This is a genomic window from Brevundimonas sp. GW821-FHT12E07 (assembly GCF_058807035.1).
In genome coordinates this window covers 187,045-211,172 of sequence record NZ_JBXAQH010000001.1, presented here as the reverse complement: position 1 = coordinate 211,172, position 24,128 = coordinate 187,045, and the positions used below count along the sequence as shown (strand labels likewise).

General features: G+C 68.4%; 15 protein-coding genes. 9 read left to right on the top strand and 6 right to left on the bottom strand.

Annotation, left to right across the window (positions count from 1 at the left end):
• Window positions 1-101: 101 nt before the first annotated feature.
• Window positions 102-992, top strand: a complete 891-nt coding sequence (locus tag AC1ROD_RS01040) for a LysR family transcriptional regulator (RefSeq protein WP_492946410.1) — start codon at window positions 102-104, stop codon at window positions 990-992.
• A gap of 168 nt (window positions 993-1,160) precedes the next feature.
• Here AC1ROD_RS01040 and dapF read toward each other — a convergent pair whose 3' ends face one another.
• Entirely contained in the window at window positions 1,161-2,006 is an 846-nt protein-coding gene (gene dapF / locus AC1ROD_RS01035; RefSeq protein WP_492946409.1) for a diaminopimelate epimerase, read from the bottom strand.
• A gap of 260 nt (window positions 2,007-2,266) precedes the next feature.
• Between dapF and AC1ROD_RS01030 the strand changes: the two genes are divergently transcribed.
• The 3 genes from AC1ROD_RS01030 to AC1ROD_RS01020 all read left to right on the top strand — a co-directional run bounded on the left by AC1ROD_RS01030 (window position 2,267) and on the right by AC1ROD_RS01020 (window position 7,621).
• Window positions 2,267-3,070 (top strand): potassium channel family protein, encoded by an 804-nt coding sequence (locus tag AC1ROD_RS01030; RefSeq protein ID WP_492946408.1) that lies wholly within the window; start codon window positions 2,267-2,269, stop codon window positions 3,068-3,070.
• A gap of 112 nt (window positions 3,071-3,182) precedes the next feature.
• Complete coding sequence (locus AC1ROD_RS01025; RefSeq protein WP_492946407.1) at window positions 3,183-5,378, top strand: prolyl oligopeptidase family serine peptidase; 2,196 nt, start codon at window positions 3,183-3,185, stop codon at window positions 5,376-5,378.
• Window positions 5,379-5,461: 83 nt separating this feature from the next.
• The gene (locus tag AC1ROD_RS01020) at window positions 5,462-7,621 is read left to right on the top strand and encodes a prolyl oligopeptidase family serine peptidase (RefSeq protein WP_492946406.1); all 2,160 of its coding nucleotides are present in this window, start codon (window positions 5,462-5,464) and stop codon (window positions 7,619-7,621) included.
• A gap of 49 nt (window positions 7,622-7,670) precedes the next feature.
• Here the strand turns inward: AC1ROD_RS01020 and AC1ROD_RS01015 are convergent, their stop codons facing one another.
• Window positions 7,671-9,218, bottom strand: a complete 1,548-nt coding sequence (locus tag AC1ROD_RS01015) for a helicase HerA-like domain-containing protein (RefSeq protein ID WP_492946405.1) — start codon at window positions 9,216-9,218, stop codon at window positions 7,671-7,673.
• A gap of 140 nt (window positions 9,219-9,358) precedes the next feature.
• On the opposite strand from AC1ROD_RS01015, the gene AC1ROD_RS01010 reads away from it, so the two are divergent.
• The 4 genes from AC1ROD_RS01010 to AC1ROD_RS00995 all read left to right on the top strand — a co-directional run bounded on the left by AC1ROD_RS01010 (window position 9,359) and on the right by AC1ROD_RS00995 (window position 18,808).
• Window positions 9,359-10,498: an AI-2E family transporter gene (locus AC1ROD_RS01010; RefSeq protein WP_492946404.1), complete on the top strand. Its 1,140-nt coding sequence runs from the start codon at window positions 9,359-9,361 to the stop codon at window positions 10,496-10,498.
• A 334-nt stretch (window positions 10,499-10,832) separates the two neighbouring features.
• Complete coding sequence (locus AC1ROD_RS01005) at window positions 10,833-11,690, top strand: outer membrane protein (RefSeq protein WP_492946403.1); 858 nt, start codon at window positions 10,833-10,835, stop codon at window positions 11,688-11,690.
• 194 nt (window positions 11,691-11,884) lie between these two features.
• Entirely contained in the window at window positions 11,885-16,768 is a 4,884-nt protein-coding gene (locus AC1ROD_RS01000; RefSeq protein WP_492946402.1) for an NAD-glutamate dehydrogenase, read from the top strand.
• A gap of 120 nt (window positions 16,769-16,888) precedes the next feature.
• Window positions 16,889-18,808: an ATP-binding protein gene (locus AC1ROD_RS00995; protein ID WP_492946401.1), complete on the top strand. Its 1,920-nt coding sequence runs from the start codon at window positions 16,889-16,891 to the stop codon at window positions 18,806-18,808.
• On the opposite strand, the gene AC1ROD_RS00990 is transcribed toward AC1ROD_RS00995, so the two are convergent.
• The 3 genes from AC1ROD_RS00990 to AC1ROD_RS00980 all read right to left on the bottom strand — a co-directional run bounded on the left by AC1ROD_RS00990 (window position 18,805) and on the right by AC1ROD_RS00980 (window position 21,879).
• The gene (locus AC1ROD_RS00990) at window positions 18,805-20,127 is read right to left on the bottom strand and encodes a DUF1214 domain-containing protein (protein ID WP_492946400.1); all 1,323 of its coding nucleotides are present in this window, start codon (window positions 20,125-20,127) and stop codon (window positions 18,805-18,807) included. The two genes, AC1ROD_RS00995 and AC1ROD_RS00990, sit on opposite strands and share 4 nt — an antisense overlap.
• Window positions 20,128-20,250: 123 nt before the next feature.
• Window positions 20,251-21,390, bottom strand: coding sequence for a VWA domain-containing protein (locus AC1ROD_RS00985; RefSeq protein WP_492946399.1), 1,140 nt, complete (start codon window positions 21,388-21,390; stop codon window positions 20,251-20,253).
• A 96-nt stretch (window positions 21,391-21,486) separates the two neighbouring features.
• Window positions 21,487-21,879 carry a MarR family winged helix-turn-helix transcriptional regulator gene (locus tag AC1ROD_RS00980; protein ID WP_492947714.1) on the bottom strand — a complete coding sequence of 131 codons (393 nt, stop codon included), beginning with the start codon at window positions 21,877-21,879 and terminating at the stop codon, window positions 21,487-21,489.
• A 249-nt stretch (window positions 21,880-22,128) separates the two neighbouring features.
• On the opposite strand from AC1ROD_RS00980, the gene AC1ROD_RS00975 reads away from it, so the two are divergent.
• Window positions 22,129-22,662, top strand: coding sequence for a DUF308 domain-containing protein (locus AC1ROD_RS00975; protein WP_492946398.1), 534 nt, complete (start codon window positions 22,129-22,131; stop codon window positions 22,660-22,662).
• 361 nt (window positions 22,663-23,023) lie between these two features.
• Here AC1ROD_RS00975 and AC1ROD_RS00970 read toward each other — a convergent pair whose 3' ends face one another.
• A complete protein-coding gene (locus AC1ROD_RS00970) occupies window positions 23,024-24,109 on the bottom strand; it encodes a S1 family peptidase (protein WP_492946397.1) in 1,086 nt (361 codons plus the stop codon).
• Between the last annotated feature and the right edge of the window lie 19 nt (window positions 24,110-24,128).

The following is a 24,128-nucleotide window of genomic DNA, read 5'->3' as shown; positions in this document are numbered from 1 at the left end:
GAACCCCGGACTGGATGCGGACCCTCGCGAAACTTCCCCGCCCGCGCCCGATCGTGCGATGATCCGATCAGATCCATGCCAGCCATCCGGATTTTCGAACAATGAAGCCTTCGCTCGATGATCTGGCCCTGCTGGTCTCGGTGGCGCGTCATCGCGGCTTCCGGCGGGCGGCGGCCGAGCATGGGCTGTCGCCGTCCAGCCTGTCGGAGCGCATCCGGGGGCTGGAGGACGGGCTCGGGACCCGGCTTCTGAACCGCACCACCCGCAGCGTCTCCCCGACCGAGGCCGGCGAGGCCCTGATCGCGCGCGTCGGCGCGGCGCTGGAGGATCTGGATCTGGCCCTGGCCGCGACCGGCCTGCCGTCCGATGAGCCCGTCGGCCGTCTGCGCATCAATGCGCCCGGCGCCGCCGAGATCGCCCTCGCCCCCCTGATCGCCCCCTTCCTCGCCGCCCATCCGGGCATCCAGCTGGAGCTGGTCGTCGACGACGGCTTCACCGACGTCATCGGCGCCGGCTTCGACGCCGGGGTCCGCTATGGCGAGCGGCTGGACAAGGACATGATCGCCGTCCCTCTGGGCGGTCCCGAACGTTTCGTCCTCGTCGCCGCCCCGTCCCTGCTGGCCCGCGTCGGAACGCCCGACACCCCGGACCAGCTGACCGCCCTGCCCTGTATCCGCATGAAACTGCCGGGCGGGGTCGTGGTCTGGGAGTTCGAAAAGGACGACCGCCTGATCCGCATCCATCCCGAAGGCGCCCTGACCGTCACCGACCGGATCCTCGCCGCCCGCGCCGCCGTTGACGGCCTCGGCTTTCACGCCACCTTCTCGGCCTGGGCGGAGGCGGACATCGCGGCGGGGCGTCTGATCTCGCTGTTCGAAGACTGGCTGCCGCCGTTTGAAGGCCCCTTCCTCTACTACCCCTCGCGCCGCCACCCGCCGCCCGCCCTGGCCGCCTTCGTCAGCTGGCTGAGGGCGCGTAGTCGCGGGAGCTAAGCTCCGTCATCCCCCCACCCGTCATCCTCGGGCTCGTCCCGAGGACCCATGCGTCCGCGCGCGGAATACTGATCGCGTGTGGTGACGCGTCGGCGTTTCACCGTCGCTGTCCGATTGGGTTGAACCGTGGGTCCTCGGGACAAGCCCGAGGATGACGGAGAGCGGGGTTCAGAACGGCAGGCCGCCGGTGCGCTCGACCTCGACCGGCCCGGTCATGAAGACATGGTCGGTCGCCTCGTCCCAGTCGATGACCACCTCGCCGCCGTCCATGACCACCGTGGCCTTGCGGTCGGTCAGGCCGCGACGGGCCGTGGCCACCAGGGCCGCGCAGGCGCCGGTGCCGCAGGCCTTCGTCAGCCCCGCGCCCCGCTCCCAGACGCGGAAGCGGATGCGGTCTCGCGCCTCCACATGGGCGAAGCCGACGTTCACGGCCTCGGGGAACAGCGGATGGTGTTCGATCAGCGACCCCGAGCCACGCACGAAGGCGTCGTCGGGCGTGTGGTCCATGAAGAAGACCACGTGCGGGTTGCCCATCGAGACTGCGCCCGGCGTGTGCAGCACCGGCGCGTCGATCGGCCCGATCTGCAGCTCGATGCCGCGCGTATCCATCTCCTCCGACAACGGGATCTGCTTCCAGTCCAGCCGGGGCGCGCCCATGTCGACGGTGATGCGGTACTCGCCGAGCCCGTCATTGGGCTTCGAGGCCACCGCCGGCCCGCCCAGGGTGTCGATGGTCACACTGTCGGCTCCGGACGCCTGCATCAGCATCCAGCCGACGCAGCGCAGGGCATTGCCGCAGGTCTCGACCGCCGAGCCGTCGCTGTTCCACACCCGCATGAAGGCGTCGCCGGTCTCCGACGGCTCGATGGCGATCAGCTGGTCGAAACCTTCGCCCGTGTCCCGGTCGCCCAGCGCGCGCACCTGCTCCGTCGTCGGCTGGAAGGGCCGGTCAAGCGCATTGACCACGACGAAGTCGTTGCCGGCGCCGTTCATCTTGACGAAGGGACGGGTCATTTCGCCCTCCATATAGCGAAGGCGGAGCCTATTCCCAACTTTCGTCATCCTCCGGCGACCCTCGCGCAAGCGGGGGGAGACCGGGGGACCCAGCGGCGCCGAAGGCGATCTGTTCAGGCACGATGTCGAAACACGCCGCTCCCGACAGGGTCGCGCTCTCGCGCGCCGCTGGGTCCCCCGGTCTGCGCCGCAAGAACGGCTTGCCGGAGGATGACGAAAGGGGAGGTGCTGTTTTCCCCGACGCGCGTTATCGCTGCTGCATGGCCGAACCGACCGCCCATTCCAACAAACACCACGGCCTCCGGCTCAAGGCCCGGCTGCGCTACCTCTATCACGGCGACAGCCTGACGGCGGTGCGGTTCCGGCTGGCGGTGATCCTGGTCGATCTGGCCATCATCGCCTTCTTCGTCGCCGCCCCCATCCTCAAGGCCCACGGCCGCGCCTTCTATATGATCGACTATGCGATCGCGGCCCTGCTGATCCTCGATCTGGCGGCGCGCATCACCGCCTTTTCGGACTGGAAGGACTGGTTCCGGCGGCCGATCAACTGGGTTGATCTGGTGGTCCTGGCCTCGCTGCTGGCCCCCGCCTGGGCCATCAATCTCGGCTTCCTCAGGATCCTCAGGCTCTGGACCCTGCTCAACTCCGACATCTTCTGGCGGACCATCGGGCGCAAGTTCGACGACACCCGGTTCGAGGAGATCACCCGGGCCCTGTCCGGCCTCGTGACCTTCGTCTTCGTGGTGACCGGCTTCGTCTACACCACCTTCCGGGGCCGCCATGACGGCATCAACGGCTATCTGGACGCCCTGTATTTCACCATCGCCACCCTGACCACGACCGGCTTCGGCGACATCACCCTTCCGGGCGCCTGGGGCCGCATCCTGTCGATCGCCGTCATGCTGATCGGCATCACCCTGTTCGTGCGCCTCGGCCAGACCCTGCTCAAGCCGCACAAGGTCCACTTCCCCTGTGACCAATGCGGCCTGCAGAAGCACGACCCCGACGCGGTCCACTGCAAGGCCTGCGGCCAACTCCTCTGCATCCCGGACGACGGCGACTGATCGCCCCGGCCGATCATCGGGTGCGGCGATCGGCCCTTTCCCATGAAAAATCCGTAATCTTGTCGCCGCGAGCTCCGCCGTTAAGGTGCCGCACCTTTCAAGGAGCCCCCATATGATGCGCTCGCTGGCCTCGGCCGCCGTTCTTCTCGCCGCAACCGGAATGACCACCGCCGCCATGGCCCAAACGACCGCGTCTCCCGCCTCCGCTTCCGCCGCTCCCCTCGCCAATCCGCCGATCCCCGAGGGCGGCTTCGCCACCTCGGACGCGACCGACCCCTATCTGTGGCTGGAAGAGGTCGACGGCGCCCGGGCCATGGACTGGGTCCGCGCCCACAACGAACGCAGCCTCGGCGTCCTGCAGGGCGACCCGCGCTATGAGACCCTGCATCAGCAGGCCCTGGCCATCGTCCAGTCCAGGGACCGTATCCCGGCCCCCGGCTTCAACCACGACGGCACGATCACCAATTTCTGGCAGGACGCCGAACACGTCCGCGGCGTCTGGCGCAAGACCACGCTCGAATCCTACCGCTCCGAGACCCCGCAGTGGGAGACGGTGCTCGACATCGACGTCCTCGCCGCCGCCGAGGGCCAGAACTGGGTCTACAAGGGCGCCTCCTGCCTGCCGCCGGACGAGCGCCTCTGCCTCGTCTCCCTGTCGAACGGCGGCAAGGACGCCGTCGTGGTCCGCGAGTTCGACAGCGTGACGAAGACCTTCGTCGACGGCGGCTTCTCCCTGCCCGAATCCAAGGGCGGCGCCAGCTGGATCGACGCCGACACCCTGCTGATCTCGCGCGACTTCGGTCCGGGCACCCTGACCACCTCGGGCTATCCGATGATCGTCAAACGTCTGAAGCGCGGCCAGACGATTGATCAGGCCGAGACCGTCTTCACCGGCCAGCCTTCGGACGTTTCTGTCTCCGGCTATGCCCTGCGCGACGCCGACGGGGTCATCAAGGCGACCCTGATCAACCGCGGCGTCAGCTTCTATGAGGCCGAGACCTACCGCCTCAACGCCGACGGCACGACGACGAAGCTCGACCTGCCCGCCAAGTCCGACATCAACGCCCTGGTCCAGGGCCAACTGGTGGTCACGGTCAAACAGGACTGGACCGCGCCGTCGGGCCAGACCTTCCTGACCGGCGACGTCATCGCCTGGAACCTCGACGCCTGGCTGGCCGATCCGAAGGCCCAGGCGAAACTGGTCATCCGCCCGACCGAGCGTCAGGCCATCGAAAGCATGACCGCCACCCGCAACAAGCTGGTCGTGGCCCTGTTCGACAACGTCCGGGGCGGGATCGAGGTCTATGACCCCTCCGACTGGAGCCACAGCCGGATGGACCTGCCGCGCAACGTCACCGTCGGCGTCGGCTCGGCCAGCGAGACCGACGATCGCCTGTTCGTCTCGGTCGCCGGCTATCTGACCCCGTCCAGCCTCTACCTCGCCGACGCCGCTGCCGGCTCGGCCGCCGTGGTCAAGTCCCTGCCCGCCAAGTTCGACGCCTCGGGCATGCAGGTCGACCAGTTCGAGGCCCGCTCGGCCGACGGCACGATGATCCCCTATTTCGTGGTCCATAAGTCGGACATTCCGATGGACGGCTCCAACCCGACGCTGCTCTACGGCTACGGCGGCTTCGAAAGCTCCCTCCTGCCCGGCTATTCGGCGACGGTCGGCAAGCTGTGGCTCGAGCGCGGCGGCGTCTATGTCGTGGCCAATACGCGCGGTGGCGGAGAGTTCGGGCCCAAGTGGCACGACGCGGCCCTGCAGGAGAACCGCCACAAGGCGCATGAGGACTTCCAGGCCGTGGCCCTCGACCTCGAGGCTCGCCACATCACCTCCCAGCCCAAGCTCGGCATCATGGGCGGCTCGCAGGGCGGGCTGTTCATGGGCGCCATGCTGACCCAGCGCCCGGACCTGATCAACGCCGCCGTCATCCAGGTGCCCCTGTTCGACATGCTGCGCTTCAACAAGCTGCTGGCCGGCGCCTCCTGGCAGGGCGAGTACGGCAATCCGGACATTCCGGAGGAGCGCGCCTGGATCCAGGCCTATTCGCCCTACCAGAACCTGCGCGCGGGCATGCCCTATCCCGAGGTCTTCATCCACACCTCGACCAAGGACGACCGCGTCCACCCGGGCCACGCCCGCAAGGCCGCGGCGCGTCTGGAAGAGCTCGGCTACCCGGTCCTCTTCTACGAAAACACCGACGGCGGCCACGCGGCCGGAGCGAATCTGCTGGAAACCGCCCGCCGGATCGCGCTGGAATACACCTATCTGACGCGTCGCCTGATGGATCAGCCGGCGCAGCAGTAAGTCACTATCGGGGCAGGATCGGCGCCGCCGGTCCTGCTCACAGATCTGGGTCCCCGCCGTCGCGGGGATGAGCGGAGTTTAGAATGCGTCCTGTCCTGCTGACCCTCGCCATGTCCCTGATGGCCACCACCGCCCTCGCCCAGTCCACGCCGCCTCACATGCCGCGCGACCTCTCCCCCGCCGGCGTCCGCGCCGCCGACGAGCATCTGGCGCTGGAGGAGGTCAACGGGACCGAGGCCATGGCCTTCGTCGCCTCCGAGAACGACAAGAGCCTCATGGCCCTGACTTCGGACCGCCGCTACGAGCCCTTCCGCCAGCAGGCCTTCGACATCCTGTCGGCCACCGACCGGATTGCGGCGCCCTCCTTCCTCGGCGACGGCATCGGCAACTTCTGGCAGGACGCGACCAATCCCAAGGGCCTGTGGCGGCGCACGACCCTGGCCTCCTACCGCTCGGCGACGCCCGAGTGGGAGACGCTTCTCGACATCGACGCCCTGTCGAAGGCCGAGGGCAAGGACTGGGTCTGGAAGGGCGCGGACTGCCTGCCGCCCGACGAGACCCGCTGCCTGATCTCCCTGTCCGACGGCGGCAAGGACGCCGTCGTGGTCCGCGAGTTCGACACCACGACGAAAACCTTCGTGGAGGGCGGCTTCGTCCTGCCCGAGGGCAAGCACCGCATCGAATGGCTGGACAAGGACACGCTGCTTGTCGCCACCGACTTCGGCCCGGGCACCCTGACCGAGAGCGGCTATCCCTTCATCGTCAAGGGTCTGCGCCGGGGTCAGGGTCTGGATCAGGCTGTCGAGATCTTCCGCGGCGCCGCCACCGACGGCGGCTATGGCGTCAGCCCGCGCGCCTTCCGCAACGGGGCGGGCGAGCTTCAGGCCGTCATCGTCACCCGCCCGCTCGACACCTTCCGCCAGGAGACCTGGCTGATCGACGGCGCCAAGACCATCAAGCTGGGTCTGCCGGAAAAGGTCACCATCCACGGGATGATCGACAACCGGCTGGTCTTCACGCCCGATCAGGACTGGACCCGGCGCGGCAACGCCCGCTCGGCCGGCTCGCTTCTGGCCGTCAGCCTGAACGTCCTGCGCCCGCCGACCGACGGCAACATCTTCATGTCGACCGAAAGCGACATCGTCCTGGTCCCGACGCCGCGCCAGTCGATCGAGGAGGTCGCGGTGATGGACGAGAAGATCGTCGCCACCGTCTATGACAACGTCATCGGCCACGTCGTCTCGTTCAACAACAACGCCACCCGCCCCTGGACCCAGACGGTGCTTCCGGCCGCCGACAACGCCGCCGTTCACCTGGGATCGTTCGACCGCAAATCGGGCCGCCTGTTCTATTCGTTCGAAGGCTTCCTGACCCCGCCGACCCTGGCCATCGCCGACCTCAACCAGTCGACCGCCAACGTTATCCGCTCGGCCCCGGCCCGCTTCGACGCCTCGAAGGACGTGGTGGAGCAGTTCGAGGCCACGTCGTCCGACGGGACGAAGATCCCCTATTTCGTGGTCCGTCCCAAGGACGCGCCCATGAACGGATCGACGCCCACGATCATGTTCGGCTACGGCGGCTTCTCCATCGCCTATCCGCCCGCCTACAAGCCCGAGATGGGCAAGCTGTGGCTCGAGAACGGCGGCGCCTTCGTCATCGCCAACATCCGCGGCGGCGGCGAGTTCGGCCCCGCCTGGCATGACGCGGCCCTGCGCGAACACCGCCAGCTGGCCTTCGACGACTTCGCCGCCGTGGCCCGCGATCTGGAAGACCGCCGCATCACCTCGCCGCGCCGCCTCGGCATCTACGGCCGCTCCAACGGCGGGGTTCTGACCTCGGTCTCGATCACCCAGCATCCGGAACTGTTCAACGCGGCGGTCATCGAAAGCCCGCTGATCGACATGCTGCGCTATTGGGAGCTCCCCGCCGGCGCCTCCTGGATCGGCGAATACGGCGACCCGCGCGTCCCCGCTGACGCCGCCTTCATCGCCCGCTATTCCGGCTACCAGAACCTGCGCAGAGGCGCCGACTACCCGCGCGTCTACATCACCACCAACACCCGCGACGACCGCGTCCACCCGGGCCACGCCCGCAAATTCGCCGCCCGCCTCGGCGACATGGGCTACGACCACCTCTATTACGAAGAGACCTCCGGCGGTCACTCCAACGACGCCGACCCCGTCGCCAACGCCCGCCGCTGGGCGCGGCATTACACCTATCTGGCGCAGCAGCTGATGGATTGAACCGAAATCCGCTCATCCCTGCCTTCGCGGGGGATGAGCGGAACGGGGGTTACCGCTTCTTCAAACTCCCCAGCAGCCCGCGCAGCAGTTCGCGGGTGATGGTCGAACCGGCAGTGCGCAGCACCGACTTGGTCATCGCCTCGATCGGCGTCTCGCGCGTCGAGCGGCGCGGCGCGGCCGGAGCCCTCGGCGCCGGGGCCGCCCTCGGAGCCGCCCGCGCGGCCGCCTTGTCGGCCTGGGCCTGAGCCTTGGCTTCGGCCTTGGCGGCTTCCTCGGCGTCGGCGGCCTGATCGGCGGCGGCGTGGCGCGCGGCCAGAACCTCTTCGGCCGACTCACGGTCGATCGCCTTGTCATAGACCCCGGCGACGGGGCTGGCGGCCATGACCGAGGCGCGTTCGGCGTCGGTCGCGGGGCCCAGACGGCTGTCCGGCGGCCGGATCAGGGTGCGGGCCGTGATCGTCGGCGCCCCCTTCTCGTCCAGCACGGAAACAAGCGCCTCGCCGGTCCCCAGCGCCTGGATGGCCTCGGTCGTGTCGAAGGCCGGATTGACGCGGAAGCTCTCCGACGCCGCCTTCAGCCCGCGCTGATCGGACGGCGTATAGGCACGCAGGGCGTGCTGCACCCGGTTGCCCAGCTGGGCCAGGACGCTGTCGGGAATATCGGCCGGGTTCTGGGTGATGAAATAGATGCCCACCCCCTTGGAGCGGATCAGCCGCACCACCTGCTCGACCTTCTCCAGCAGAGGCTTGGGCGCATCCTTGAACAGGAGATGGGCCTCGTCGAAGAAGAAGACGATCTTCGGCTTCTCGGGGTCGCCGACCTCGGGCAGTTGTTCGAACAGCTCCGACATCAGCCACAGCAGGAACGCCCCATAGAGGCGCGGGCTGTTCATCAACCGGGTCGAATCCAGCACATTGACCTGACCCCGGCCGTCCAGGCTGGTGCGGATCATGTCGGTCAGGCGGAGCGCCGGCTCGCCGAAGAAGGCGGCGCCGCCGTCCTGTTCCAGCTGCAGCAGGGCGCGCTGGATCGAGGCGATCGAGGCCGGCGCCACATTGCCGACCTCGCGCCCGATCTTCGCGGCGTTCTCGGCCACATAGGTCAGCATGGAGCGCAGGTCGTCGAGGTCCAGCAGCAGCAGGCCCTCCTTGTCCGCCACGTGGAAGGCGACGGTCAGCACCCCTTCCTGAACGTCATTCAGGTCCATCATCCGCGCCATCAGCAGCGGCCCGATCTCCGAGACCGTGGCCCGCACCGGATGCCCTTTCTGTCCGTACAGGTCCCAGAACACCGTCGGCGCGGCCTTGGGGTTCAGGGTCAGCCCCATCCCCGCCGCCCGGGCGATCAGCTTTTCGCTCGGCGCCCCCGGCTGGCTGATGCCGCTCAGATCGCCCTTCACATCGGCGCAGAAGACCGGCACCCCGGCGTCGGAAAATCCTTGCGCCAGGATCTGCAGGGTCACCGTCTTGCCCGTGCCGGTCGCCCCCGCGATCACCCCGTGCCGGTTGGCCCTCTGCCACAACAGGATCTCGGGAACCCCGGCCCCCGTGTCATTGGACTGGCCCATGAACAGGCCGGTAGAGGGCAGATCGGACATCGAGGCGGCTCCAGTGATCGTTCTGGATTAGCGCAGCCTTTCGCGGCGTAAAAGCGTTGGCGGATCAAGCTTTGCGGAACGTCGCCTGATCGCGCCCAATCCTCATTGACGCGCCGTCCCCGCCCCCCGAAGGTCACCGCATGAAACCGCCCATCACCGTCGCCACCCCTGTCGTCGCCCGCAATGCCCTGGTCCTGATCGCCGTGGTCGTGACGGCCGCCGCCCTCGTCTGGCTGTCGGACATCCTGACGCCCCTGGCCATGGCCATCTTCCTGATGATCGTCATCGACGGGGTGAAGCGGGCCATTGAGGAAAAGACCTCCATTCCGCATCGCTGGGCGGGGCTCGCCGCCCTGATCGTGGTGGTCCTGCTGTTCGCCGGCTCGATCGCCATCATCATCTACGGCGCCTCCGGATTCTTCGGCGAGGCGTCGGGCGTGGCGACCAATATCGGGCCGCGCATCGACCAGATCCTGCGTGACGGCTCGGCCCTGCTGGGCATTCAGCATCCGCCGACCCTGCAGGTCCTGATCACCGGCATCGACATCCGGGGCTATCTGACCACCGTCGCGCTTCAGGCCCAGGGCGTGGTCTCCGGCGCCTTCTTCGTCTTCGTCTATCTCGGCTTCCTGCTGGCGTCGCAAGGCGGCTTCCGGCGCAAGCTCGTCGCCATGTTCCCCGAGAAGCTCCAGCGGTCCGAGGCCATGGAGGTGTTCCAGCGCGTCCGGGGCGGGGTCGAGGGCTATATCTGGGTCCAGTCGGTGACGGGCGCGATCATCTGCGTCTTCGCCTGGATCCTGATGAAGGCCGTCGGGCTCCAGAACGCCGAGTTCTGGACCTTCGTCATCTTCATCGTCGGCTTCATTCCGGTGCTGGGCGGCGCCGTCGGCGGCCTCGCCCCGCCGCTCTTCGCCCTCGTCCAGTTCCCGACCTACTGGCAGGCCATCGTCCTCCTGCTCGGGCTGCAGGCCGTGCTGTTCATCGTCGGCAATATGATCCAGCCGCGGATGCAGGGCGACAACCAGAACATCGACCCCGTCGCCGTCCTCCTGTCCCTGGCCCTGTTCGGCAAGATGTGGGGCGTGGTCGGCATGTTCCTGTCGACGCCTCTGGCGGTCATGGCCATGGCTATCCTCGCCGAGTTCAAGGGCTCGATGTGGATGGCCGTCCTCCTGTCCGGCGACGGCGCCCCCTATGCCGACGAGGCCGAGAAACAGGCCACCGCCGCCAAGGCCCGGGCCAGCAGGAAACGCGTCAAGCCGCCGCAGGAGACGGCCTGACCCCGCCTCTTGAACCCCCGTTAACGCCTTCCTATCTCGGTCTCAGACGACGCGGCCCTCCCCTCCCCCTCCGGGGTTCGCGTCGACCCGGGACGGCGCCCTTCCCCCCTCCAGCGCCGGACCCGCAAAGCAGGCCGTCGGACCCCCCGTCCGGCGGCCTTGTCTTTTGTTCCACCGATTTCCAGAGACAAATCAGCACACTGCGTCACGTGCGGCGCATTGGCGCAGCCGTCGGCCGGGGCGCATCCCGCTTCGTACCTGTCCCGTTAGGACCCGCGACCGCCGCCCGTGAGCTGGGAGGCAAACGCTCAGCACACGGACAGGAACGCCCCTCATGACCCGCACGATCACCCTTCTCGCCACCGCCTCGACACTCGCCCTCCTCGCGGTCCCTGCTTCGGCCCAGACCTTGTTCGGCCAGCCCGGCCCCGACAGCTGGACCGGCCCCTATGTCGGGGTCTTCGGCGGCTTCACCCAGCAGAACGGCCAGGGCGACGAGACCCTGCGCTTCGACCGCAACCTCGACGGAAACTACGGCGACACCGTCACCCTCTCGGGCACGGGCGCCAACGCCTTCTCGCCCGGCTATTGCGGCGCCGCCGCGAACTCGGCCGTGGCCGCCGACGGTTGCGACAAGGACGCGCCGGGAACCCAGGGCGGCGTCCGCGCCGGCTATGACTACCAGATGGGCTCCTTCGTCGTCGGCGTGGTCGGCGACTACAGCGTCGGCAATCAGGAGGACAGCGTCACCGGCTTCTCCACCACCCCGGCGGCCTATGTCTTCACCCGCACCCTGAACAACCTCGCCGCCGTCCGCGCCCGCGTCGGCTACGCCTGGGGCCCGGCCCTGATCTACGGCACGGGCGGCGCGGCCACCGCCGAGGTGGAGAACCGCTTCTTCACCACCAACGGCGCCAACACCTTCACCACCCGCCTCGATGATGACCGCGCCGACGGCTATCAGCTGGGCGGCGGCGTCGAATATGCGCTGGCCCCCAACCTCAGCCTCACCGGCGAATATCTCTACAGCTCGCTCGACGCCGGCGATCACGTCATCCGCGTCGGCCAGGGCACGGCCCCGGCGACCAACCCCTTCGTTCTGGCCCCCAACACCACCGGCACGGACATCATCCGCTCCAACTCGAAATTCGGCCTGCACGCCTTCAACATCGGCATGAGCTACCGCTTCTAGTTCTTCCGTCTCCGGAAGAGACTTATCGGCGATAACCATGGCCGGGCCTGCGAAAGCGGGTCCGGCCATGTCGTTTCCGGCTTCCAGCAGGCGCCGGTCGGGCCTAATCAGCCATTCATTGATCCGAAGCTTCAACGGCCTAGTGTGTCGTTGACCCCCTTGCGGCTCCGGCCGCGCCGAATGAGACCCTGCCCATGTCCGGCGACCTTCGCTCCGTCCCTCAGGCGATTTCCCTGGAGGCGCTCGAAGACGCGTTCGCCAAGGCCGGAGGGGGGACGGGTCCGCTGCAATCCTCCTTCCTGTCGCAGGCCCACGAGGACTATGCCGACGACGAGACGCCCGAGCTGTCGGGCGCCGATCTGGCCGCGCTTCTGGCCCGGGTCTGGACCTCGGCCGACGCGCGCAAGACCGGAGAGGCCGCCCGCGTCTCGGTCCAGCCGCTGGCCGCCGCCGACGGATCGGCGACCGGCTATGACGTCATCGCCATCGTCCAGGACGACCGCCCCTTCCTCGTCGACAGCGTCATGGGCGAGCTGGCCGACGCGGGCGTCTCGGTCCGCGCCCTCTTCCACCCGGTCGTGACCCTCGGCCGCGACGCCTCGGGCGCCCGCACCGCCGGTTCCGACCGCGAATCGATGATCGTGGTCGTCATCGACCCCCTGCCCGCCGAGCGCCGCGAGGCCCTTTCCACGGCCCTGACCGAGACCCTCGCCGACGTCCAGGCCGCCGTCACCGACCACGGCGCCATGCATGAGCTGATGGAGCGTTCGGTCGCCCATCTGGAAGCCTGCCCCGGTACCGTCGATCCGACCGTCGTCGCCGAGACGCTGGAGTTCCTGCGCTGGCTCAACGCCGACCATTTCGTCTTCCTCGGCGCCCGTGACTACGACTATCCGCGCACCGCCGACGGCGGCTACGCCCATGAAGAACCGCTGGGTCAGGTCTCGGCCGGGGTCGGGGTCCTGCGTGATCCGTCACGCACCGTCCTGCGCCGCACCTCCGAGCCCGCCATCCTGACCGCCCAGATGAAGCGCCAGATGGACCTCTCGGACCCGGTCACCGTGGCCAAGGCCAACATCCGGTCGCGCGTCCACCGCCGCGCCTACATGGACTATATCGGGGTCAAGCGTTACGGCGCCGACGGTCGCCCCTCGGGCGAGACCCGCTACGTCGGCCTGTTCACCGCCGAGGCCTATGACAGCGCCGCCTCGCAGGTGCCCCTGATCCGGGCCAAGGTCGCCGGCGCCCTCGCCCGCGCCGGCAAGGCCCCGGGCAGCCACAACGAGAAGCGCCTCAAGAACATCCTCGAGAACTATCCGCGCGACGAGCTCTTCCAGATTTCCGAGGACGAGTTGCTCAACATCTCGCTGGGCATCCTCCACCTCTACGACCGCCCGCGCATCAAGACCTTCACGCGTCAGGACCCGTTCGACCGCTTCATCTCGGTGCTGGCCTTCATCCCGCGCGAACGTTTCGATTCCACGGTGCGCGAACGGATCGCCCGCATCCTCGCCGCCGCCTGGGGCGGCCGCCTCTCGGCCTGGTATCCGCAGCTGTCGGACGCGCCTCTGGTCCGCATCCACTACATCATCGGCGTGACCCCCGGCGATCACCCGACCCCCGATCCGGTCGCGCTCGAAGCCGCTGTCGCCGAGGCCGGCCGCAGCTGGATCGACCGCTTCGAGAGCGCCGCCCGCGAGGCCGACATCGACGAGGCCCAGATCGGCGCCCTGTCGGCCAAATGGGCCGAGGCCTTCGGGGCCGGCTACCGCGACCGCTATGACGCCGCCGAGGCCGTCGCCGACCTGCAGGAGATCGACCGCCTGAACGCCACGGGCGCGGTCGGCTCCGGCGAACCCGTCGCCGTCCGCGCCTTCCGCGCCACGGGCGACACCGAGCTGCAGTTCCGCTTCAAACTCTATCACCGCGGCGCCGCCGTGCCCCTGTCCGACGTCCTGCCGGTGCTGGCCGACATGGGCCTGAAGACGCTGGAAGAGTTCGGCCACGCCATCAAACCGGTCGGCGACACCGAGATCCACGTCCACGAATTCCTCTTGGAAGACCCGCGCGGCGCGGCCCTGTCGTTCGCCGACATCAAGGCCCCATTCGAGACCGCCTTCACCGCCGTCTGGACCGGTCTGACCGAGAGCGACGGCTTCAACCGTCTGGTCATGGAGCTGGGCGTCGACTGGCGTCAGGCGGCCCTGGTCCGCACCCTGGCCCGCTATCGCCAGCAGACCGGCCTCGACCCGTCGCAGGCGGTTCAGGAAGAAGCCCTGACCCTCTATCCCGACGTGGCCCGCGCCATCGTTTCCCTGTTCCACTGCAAGTTCGACCCGAGCCTCGGCGGCAGCGCCGAAGAGCGTGAGGCCAACTGCGCCGAACTCTCGGACAAGATCACCGCCCTGCTGCAGGACGTGAAGAGCCTCGACCACGACCGGGCCCTGCGCCGCCTCGCCCTGCTGGTCGGGGCGATCAAGCGCACCAACTTCTACCAGACGGTCGACGGCGCGCCCAAGCCGCACATCTCGATCAAGATCGCCTCGCGCGAACTCGACGACCTGCCCCTGCCCAAGCCCTATCGCGAGATCTTCGTCTGGGCCCCTCATATCGAGGGCGTCCACCTGCGCTTCGGCCCTGTCGCGCGCGGCGGCCTGCGCTGGTCCGACCGCCGCGACGACTTCCGCACCGAGGTCCTGGGTCTGGTGAAGGCCCAGCAGGTCAAGAACGCCGTCATCGTCCCCGTCGGCTCCAAGGGCGGCTTCTTCCCGAAGAACCTGTCCGGCATCGTCCGCGCCGGCGGCGACCGCGACGCGCAACAGGCCGAGGCCATCCGCGCCTACAAGACCTTCCTCTCGGGTCTGCTCGACATCACCGACAACATCGGCGCCGACGGTTCGGTGATCCGCCCGGCCAATGTCGTCGCCTTCGAAGGGGATGACCCCTATCTGGTCGTCGCCGCCGACAAGGGCACGGCGACCTTCTCCGACATCGCCAACGGCGTCTCGGCCGACTTCGGCTTCTGGCTGGGCGACGCCTTCGCCTCGGGCGGCTCCATCGGCTACGACCACAAGGCCATGGGCATCACCGCCCGCGGCGCCTGGGAGGCGGTCAAGCGCCACTTCCGCGAGATCGGCAAGGACATCCAGTCCGAACCCTTCACCGCCGTCGGCGTCGGCGACATGTCGGGCGACGTCTTCGGCAACGGCATGCTGCTGTCGAAAGCGACAAAGCTGGTCGCCGCCTTCGACCACCGCGACATCTTCATCGACCCGACGCCCGATCCGGCCTCGTCCTGGGAAGAGCGCAACCGCCTGTTCCAGCTGCCGCGCTCGTCCTGGCAGGACTACGACAAGGCGAAGATCTCGGACGGCGGCGGCGTCTTCTCGCGCGGCGCCAAATCGATCCAGCTGACGCCCCAGATCAAGGCCCTGCTGGAAATCACCGAGGACACGGTCGATCCCGTCACCCTGATGCGCGCCATCCTCAAGGCGCCCGCCGAGCTTCTCTACCTCGGCGGCATCGGCACCTATGTGAAGGCCTCGACCGAGACCGACGCGCAGGTCGGCGACAAGGGCACCGACGCCCTGCGCATCGACGCCGGCGAACTGCGGGTCAAGGTCGTGGGCGAGGGCGCCAACCTCGGCTTCACCCAGGCCGGCCGCATCGAATACGGTCGTAACGGCGGGCGCAGCAACACCGACGCCATCGACAACTCGGCCGGCGTCGACACCTCCGACCATGAGGTCAACATCAAGATCCTCGTCGGGTCGGTGGTGACCAACGGCGTCCTGCCGGCGGATCAACGCACCGCGCTTCTGGCCTCCATGACCGACGAGGTCGGCCTCAAGGTCCTGGTCCACAACTACGACCAGACCCTCGCCCTGACCCTGCAGCAGGCTGAAGGCGCCGGCGCCCTCGACGCCCAGCAGCGCTTCATGCAGGCCCTGACGGCGCGCGGCAAACTGGACCGCAAGGTCGAGGGCCTGCCCAACGACCTGCGCGTCAATGAGATGAAGGCCTCGGGCACGCCCCTGACCCGGCCCGAGCTCGCCGTCCTCATGGCCTATTCCAAGCTGGAGCTGGCCGACGAGATCGTGGCCTCCTCGGCCCCGGAAGACCCCTTCTTCGAGGAGACCCTGGTCCGCTACTTCCCGCAGGCCCTGGCGAAGTACGAGGACCAGATGAAGGGCCACCGGCTGCGGCGCGAGATCGTCGCCACGGTGCTCTGCAACGAGATCGTCAATATGACGGGTCCGACCTTCCCGGACCGTCTGAAGGCCTCGGCCGAGGTCGATACGACGGCCCTGGTCATCGCCTTCGAGGCCGCGCGCCGCGTCTTCCGCCTCGACGAGGCCTGGGCCGCGGTCAACAGCCTCGACCTCAAGATCCCGGCCGAGACCCAGACCGCCCTCTATACGGAAATCTCCACCGTCCTGCGCCGCCAGACCTTCTGGCTGGCCAAACGGGCGGGCCGTGAAGGCGTCACCGTCGACAGCCTGATCGCCGCCTACCGCCCCGCCGCCGATGCGCTCCGTCAGGAAGGCGGCGACGTCCTGTCGCGCTTCGAACAGGGTCTGCTCGACAAACGTCTGCAGAAGTTCGCGGCCATGGGTGTCGGCGAGGATCTGGCGAAGACCATCGCCATGCTGCGTCCGCTGGTCGCCACCGCCGACATCGGCGATCTGGCGAAGGAGGCCGGCTGGTCCGAACCGGCCATGGCGCGTCTGTATCACCAGGTCGGGGCCGCCTTCGACTTCGACCGCCTGCGCGCGGCCGCCGGCGGCATCCAGTCGGGCGATCACTTCGACCGCCTGGCCGTGCGTCGTCTGATCGAGGACCTGATGTCCGAACAGGTCGCCCTGACCCGCGCCGTGGCCAAAGCCTCCGATCCTTCGGTCGGCGTCAGTGAACAGGCAGCCGAAGACGCCGTCGACGCCTGGATCGGTCCGCGCAAGGCCGTGGTCGAGGGCGTCCGCGCCTCCGTCGACGAGATCGAGGCCTCCGGCTCCGGCTGGACCTTCGCCAAACTGACCATCGCCAACGGCGCCATCCGCTCGGTCGCCGCCTCGGTCTGACCGGCTAAGTCGGCTACAGAACAAAAAAACCGCTACGGACCGCGAAAGCGCTGCCGGAGCGGTTTTGGTTCACCGCTGGTAAAACCTTTCGGGATTACAAGGGTGTTCATGGAACCCACCATGGCCCCCGAACCCATCGCCCTGCCGGCGCTCTATCTGTGGCGCGCCATGGAGCATTCGGCCATCGGCACCGCCCTGGTCGGCCTCGACGGAAGCTTCCTGCGCGCCAACGGCGCCCTGCGCGCCTTCCTCGGCTATGAGGCCGAGGCGCTGGCCGGCCTGACCTTCCAGGCCCTGACCCACCCCGACGACCTCGGCGCCGACCTCGACCAGCTCCAGGCCCTGCTGGTTGGAACCGCGACCTCCTACCAGATGGACAAGCGCTATATCCGCAAGGACGGCGTCGTGGTCTGGGCCGAACTGACCGTCGCCATCGTCCGCGACGACGCGGGCGCTCCGGTCTATTTCATCTCCCACGTCCAGGACATCAGCGCGCGCAAGGCCGAGGAGGCCGAACGCCTGCGTCTGGCCGAACGCGCCAGCCTCGCGGTCAAGGCCGCCGAGATCGGCATCTTCGAATGGGATCTCGGCACCAACGCCCTCAGCTGGTCGCCGGAGATGTTCGCCCTCTACCGCGTCGCCCCGCCGCCCGGCCCGCTCGATTTCGCCTTCTTCGCCCGCAACCTGCACGAAGACGACGTCGCACCGCTCGAGGCCGCGATCCAGAATGCCCTCGTCACCGACGTCATCGACACCGAGTTCCGCATCCGCCGCCTCGACGGCGAGATCCGCATCATCAAGGTGCTGGGCCGCGTCCACCGCGCCGCCGACGGCGCGCCGGAGCGTCTCATCGGCGCCAACTGGGACGTCACCGAAGCCCGGGTCCTGGCCCAGCAGGCCGAGGCCGCCAGCCAGGCCAAGTCCCAGTTCCTCGCGGTCATGAGCCACGAGATCCGCACCCCGATGAACGGCATCCTCGGCATGGCCCAGGCCATGGCCGCCGACCCCCTGCCCGAGGCCCAGCGCGCCCGGCTGGAGATCATCTCCGAGTCCGGCGAGGCCCTGCTGGCCATCCTCAACGACATCCTCGACCTGTCCAAGGTCGAGGCCGGCAAGCTGGAGATCGAGGTCGTGCCCTTCGACCTCGGCCGCCTCCTGACCAGCCTCTCATCGACCTTCGCCGCCACCGCCGGCGACCGCGGCCTGCGCCTCGACGTCGACCTGGGCACGGCCGCCGGCGTCTATGAGGGCGACCCGACCCGCCTGCGCCAGATCCTGTCCAACCTCGTTTCCAACGCCCTCAAATTCACGGCCCAGGGCGGCGTCAGCCTCAAGGCCCGCCGCGCCGGAGAGGTCCTGACCATCGAGGTCATCGACACCGGCCACGGCATGGACGCCGAGGTTCTGGGCCGCATCTTCACCCCCTTCGCCCAGGCCGACAGCTCGACCACCCGGCGCTTCGGCGGCACGGGTCTGGGCCTGTCGATCGTGCGCGAACTGGCCGTGCGCATGGGCGGCGACGTCTCGGTGACCTCGCGCCCCGGCGTCGGCTCCCGCTTCGCCGTCACCCTGCCCCTGCCCTTCGTCGGCGAGGCCGAGGCGGTGGTCGATGAGGTCGAGAGCGAGGCCGCCCCCCTGCCCGCCCTGCGCGTCCTCGCCGCCGAGGACAACGCCACCAACCAGCTGGTCCTGCGCACCCTTCTGGGCCAGCTCGGCGTCGATGTGGTCGTGGTCGGCGACGGTCAGGCCGCCGTCGACGCCTGGCAGGCTGAAGGCTGGGACCTGATCCTGATGGACGTCCAGATGCCGGTCATGGACGGTTTCGCCGCCACCCGGGCGATCCGCGAGATCGAGCGCCGTGACGGCCGCCCCGCCACCCCGATCATCGCCCTGACCGCCAACGCCATGTCGCACCATATCGAGGCCTGTCTCGAGGCCGGCATGACCCGCCTCCTGCCCAAGCCCATCGACGTCCGCCAGCTGGCCGAGGCCCTGGCCGACGTCGCCGAGGGCCTCCCCGCCGAGGCCGCCGCGGCCTAGAGGGGCGCGATCCCGGGCAGGGTCCAGCTCCCGTCGAACCACGGCTGCTGCGGCCCCTCCAGCCGGAAGACCGCGAACCAGGCCCGCCCCGGCGCGGTCGGGATCCAGTTCGACTTCGGCGCGTCCGCCGGCGGCTGGGGCGAGAAGATCAGCGCGACCGACCCGTCCGCCTGACGCGCCAGAGCCTCGTCCGACCCCCGCCAGGCGATGTCGAACGGCGTATCGATGAAGCCCCGCGTCTCCACGTCATAGAGGGTCATCGACCAGCCCCGCGCCGCCGGGACCTCCGCCGGGACCCGCAGCCCCCAGGCCCGCCCGCCGTCGAACCACTGGCCATGGCCGCCACGCCAGGCGGACAGACGGCCCTCGTCCGGCCCCGGCGTCAGCGGCGGCGCCCCGTCCAGCGAAACGCCTGCATCCGCCTCCCGCCGCCAGCCCGGCGTCGCCGCCGCCTCGGCCAGCGCCATCAGCGCCCCGATCCGCGCGCCCTCTTCCAGCGCCCGCGTCTGATCGGGATCGGGCTCGAACGGCCGCCCCTTCTCCAGTCCCAGCGGCGTGAGCAGGGCCATCAGCGACCGCTCCTCCGGCCCGACCGGCTCGATCTGCAGCACGGTGTTCAGCCGTCGCCAGAAGGCCAGTCCCGTCGGCGGCGTCCCGCTCCACGGCCGCCCCTCGGGCCGGATCACCCGGGTCGGACGCGGCGCCGCCGCCTGCCGCGCGGGATAAATCCGGCACGCGTTCGTCACCCGCTCCCGCTCGGCCGGATCGGGCGTCAGGATGCGGAACGTCAGGGCCACATTGAAGGTCGGCGAGCGCACCAGATAGTCCCAGCCGATCCCCTCGGGCGAGGCCTGCCCCGGCCCCAGCACCAGATAGCGCCCGCCCCGCCCCCGGTCCGGACCCGCCGTCCCCACCGCCCCGATCGGCCGCCCCCTGAAATCGAAAAACCCGCCCGTCGCCCCGCCCCCCGCGGGAAAGTCCACCACCACCGGCCCCGTCCGGGCGGTGTTGACGAACCCGGCTGCACAGGGCGCCGCATCGGCGGTCATCAGGCCCAGCTTGTCGCGCACCGACCGGTATTTGACGATGTCGCCGTCCCGCGCCCCGAACACCGTCTCATGCTGGTTTTGCCACTGGGCCCAGGCCACGGTCGGCAGGGCCTGAAGCCAGGCGTGACACGCCCCCTGAAAGTCCCGCGCCTCGCCCAGGGCCGCGATCGCCGCCGCGTCCGGCAGGCCCTGCGTGTCCAGCCCTAACGGCCCGATCCGGGTCCCGGTCTTTCCGTCGGAACGCACGGCATGGACGACGCGACTGGACATAGGCGGACCCGGACACAACAAGGTTTACGCGCCTACCCTGGCCGTCCGCTCCGCGAATACCGTCAGGCAAAACCCTGATCCGACAGGCTTTTCAACAGGCTTCACTGTGCGGGAGGGCAAGCCTCACTGCGCCGCAGCCGCCGCCGCGTCATTGTTCCGTTTCGCCATCCCCTCTGCCTCGAGCATCCCGGCCCGATAGGCCGCGAGCCTCGCCCGCAGCGCGTCATGGCGCGCCTTCAACAGGGCCTCGGCCTCGGCCCGGAAGGCCACGGGGCGGCCGGCCGTCTCGCGGTCCGTCAGGTCGATGGACATGGCCGTCTCCTCGTCGGTGGCCAGGATCGAGGCGCAGGTCTCGGCGTCGGTGACGGCGATCCCGGTCGCCACCCGGTTGTCGGTCCGGGCGATACTGCTCGCGACCTCATTGTCCGTCTGCCGGATCTCCTCGCGCACCCGGGCCGAGTACCGCTCCAGCTCCGCCTCGCTGGACAGGTTGACGAAGCCGCCGCCGCCCGCCGCCGCGACCGCCGCCAGTTTCGCCGCCTCGCCCGACGGCAGGTCGAAACCGATGACATTGACGATGGCCCGCGTGCGCCCGCCGTTGATCCGACGGGCGACGGCGACGGGATCCCCGCCGCAGGTCTCCTCCCCGTCCGACACCACATAGATGATCTGCTCGCCCGGCGCCGCCGAGGCCGACAGCAGCGCCTCGGCCCGCTCCAGCCCGGCCGCCAGCGGCGTCCAGCCGACCGCCCGCACCTGCCCCAGGGCCATCCGCAGCAGCCCCCGGTCGGTCGACATCGGCGCCAGCACATCGATGGCGGAACAGGACCGCGCCTTGCCGACCTGACTGTTGTCCCCCTGCTGGCCGAAGACCAGCAGCGAGGTCTCAACCGACGCCGGCAGGCCGTCGATGAAGCCCGACGCCGCCTCCCGCGCCAGCTCCAGCTTCGTCCGGTCGCCCATCCGTCCCGCCATCGACCCGGACCCGTCGATCATCACGATCACCCGCGTCGGCGGAACCCGGGGGTCGAGGCTTCCCGCCGGTCCCCGCAACGCCGGCGACTTCAACGCCACATCCGTTTTGAAACAGGTGTCGGGATTCTTCGTCGTGAACCGCGCCACATAGGCCCGCGCCTCCGCCGATCCGCCCGCGGCCCCTTCGCCGTTCGCCGCATCCTTCCGGTCGCCGCAACCGACCAGCGCCAGGGCGAGGCCACAGGCCAGCCCACCGGCCGCCAGAGCTCGAACCGAACCGACCGTCATCTTCCCGTCCCTCGGCCAGAGGCGGACGCCCGCACTCCGGGCCCGCGAGGACCGGAAACGGATCAAACGACCGGGGGTTGCGGGCCCCAGCCCGCCTCAGCCCGCCTCAGCCGCCGTCCACCCCGCCACCGCATCCCGGAACCCCTGAACGTCCCTGTTCAGCTGCACCAGCTGCGGAACCCCCATCCCCGCCGCCTCGAACAGCCTCTGGCCCAGACAGGCGCTGCGCTCCTGCAGCGCCTGCCCCTCGGCGCTCAGACTGACCACCACCTGCCGCTCGTCCTCAGGGTTCCTGCGCCGCGACAGCAGCCCCATCCCCTCCATCCGCTTCACCAGAGGGGTGACATTGCTGGAATCCAGCCCCAGCCGCCCGGCGATCTCCCCCACCGTCCGCCCGTCCGTCTCCCACAGGGCGTTCAGCACCAGATACTGCGGATAGGTGATCCCCAGCCCATCCAGCAGCGGTTTGTAGGCCCGGCTGATCGCCATCGAGGCGCTGTACAGCGCAAAACACAGCTGATCGTCGAGCGTCGGCTTCCACGCGTCTCCTCCCCCCTTGGGGGAGGGGGACCCCGAAGGGGTGGAGGGGGCCTGACCCGATTGCGATGTCATGTCGTCGTACTCCGTAGTCGGTACATTCTATGTCACGACAAATAATGCTGGCCAAGCCAACCGCCACGCGCTACCCATCATATGTCACGACATCTAATGTCGCATCATATTCAGGAATGTCCCCCGATGCCCGCCCCCAATTTCCTTCGCAACTTCTATGTCCTGCGCGCCGGCGTCGCCGCCGTCTGGGTCGCCCTCGCCTTCACCGTCGGCGTCCAGAACCCCGCCATCGGCGCCCTGCTGCTGGTCCTCTATCCGGCCTGGGACGCGCTCGCGAACCTGATCGACGCCCGCGCCAACGGCGGCCTTCGCGCCAACCTGACCCAGACGACCAACCTGGGCATCAGCCTGATCGCAACCGCCGCCATGGTCGCCGGCGCCCTGTCGCTCGGCATCCACTTCATGATCGGAGTCTTCGGCGTCTGGGCCGTCCTCGCCGGACTGTTCCAGCTCCTCACCGGCCTGCGCCGCTGGAAGACCGCCGGCGCCCAATGGGCCATGATCCTCTCCGGCGCCCAGTCCATCCTCGCCGGCGTCTTCTTCACGATCATGTCCCGCGGACCCGCCGACCTCTCCATCGCGACGGTCGCCGGCTACGCCGGCTTCGGCGCCTTTTACTTCCTCGTCTCGGCGGTGTGGCTGACGGTGAAGCGTCGTTGAGTTACCGCGTCTCCTCCCCACACAGTGGGGAGGGGGACCGCGAAGCGGTGGAGGGGCCGCCACACACGCAACCTCCACCCCACTCCGTCATCCTCGGGCTCGTCCCGAGGACCCACGGCAAGGTTTGGCAGGACAGCCCCGCATCGACATCCGCCCGCAACGTCCCTGTCCGATTGCGCGGACCCTTGGGTCCTCGGGACAGGCCCGAGGATGACGGATTCCAAAATCAATGATCCCCAACGGGGACCACGAAATGGAAGAAGTAAGACTAACGGTGCGCCGCCAACTCTTGATCATATCGGCCCGTTGAAGAGGGCGGATCTAAAGGTTTGCGCACCGCTGGACCCGATTCAGATCGGCGCTAATCAGCGATAAAGTCGTCGGTCCCGATAGCCCAAGAGCCCCACACTTTCTCAAAGCCCGGCCCCGCTCGCGTCAGAATTTCGGTGGCTTCTTCATCGCTTGGCGTGACACCAGCCAGCGACCAAGGCGATGTTTGGCGCACACCCCAGACCCGTCGATGACATGGATTAAGCGGATCCAACGTTGGCATCCACGTCGGCATCTGCGGAAGGGCTTCAAACCACGTCGCCCATGCAGTTCCCAGCTTTTCTCCCTTTGGAGGCGCCAAGCCGCGGCTGACCAAGCCGACTACTTCCCCTTCAATATTGAAGACAGGTCCACCGCTCATACCTAGGGGCCAGTCGGCCGCCACTTCGAAGACAGGCGTTGGATTTGCAAGATCTCGGCCTTGCGGGTGAAGCGCCTTCACGACGCCATAGCCGGCAAACATGCCTTCCTGAATCAGAGTTGAAATCCGATCCGCATCTCCGTGTACGGTGTTGATTTGCGGATATCCCACAGCAACCACTACATCTCCGACGCGAGGGCCTGGACGTCCCAGTCGAATGGGAAGATTTCTGACGAAATCTGGGTTTGGTCGATTGGCGCATTCGATGACGGCGAGGTCCAACGCCTTGTGGCTTACGCCCCCGGATGAGAACGCCAAGGGGTCTTCGACCTCGATAGCCGGAGCGAAGGTCTGCCGGATATGGGCCAAAGCTGCTTGAGGGATGCCGATTGTTCCATAGATCAAGCCGATTCCGAGGACTGCAAGGAGCGTTTGATCTCCCGAGAAACGGTACATTTGTTGGTCAGAGGTCGTCTCAGGCCGCCCGGTACGCATGAGATCAACAACATGATCCGCCGTCAGAAAAGTTCCCCACGGGTTGGCCGCGAAGGCGGTTCCAAGGCCCTGCAATAGACCTTGGTCATCCGCCCGGAACATCGGGACGATCGCTTTTCGTAGACCGAACGGGTCTTGAACAAGGAACTGTTCGATACTCTCCTCGAATTCCGGTTTCAGGAGATGCAATGGTTCGTTTGCTGCTCGCGCTTCGCAAGTTTGAATCGGAAAAGGCGAGAAGGCGATGGGTGTGTCAGCCATACGAGAGTTCCCCATTCGA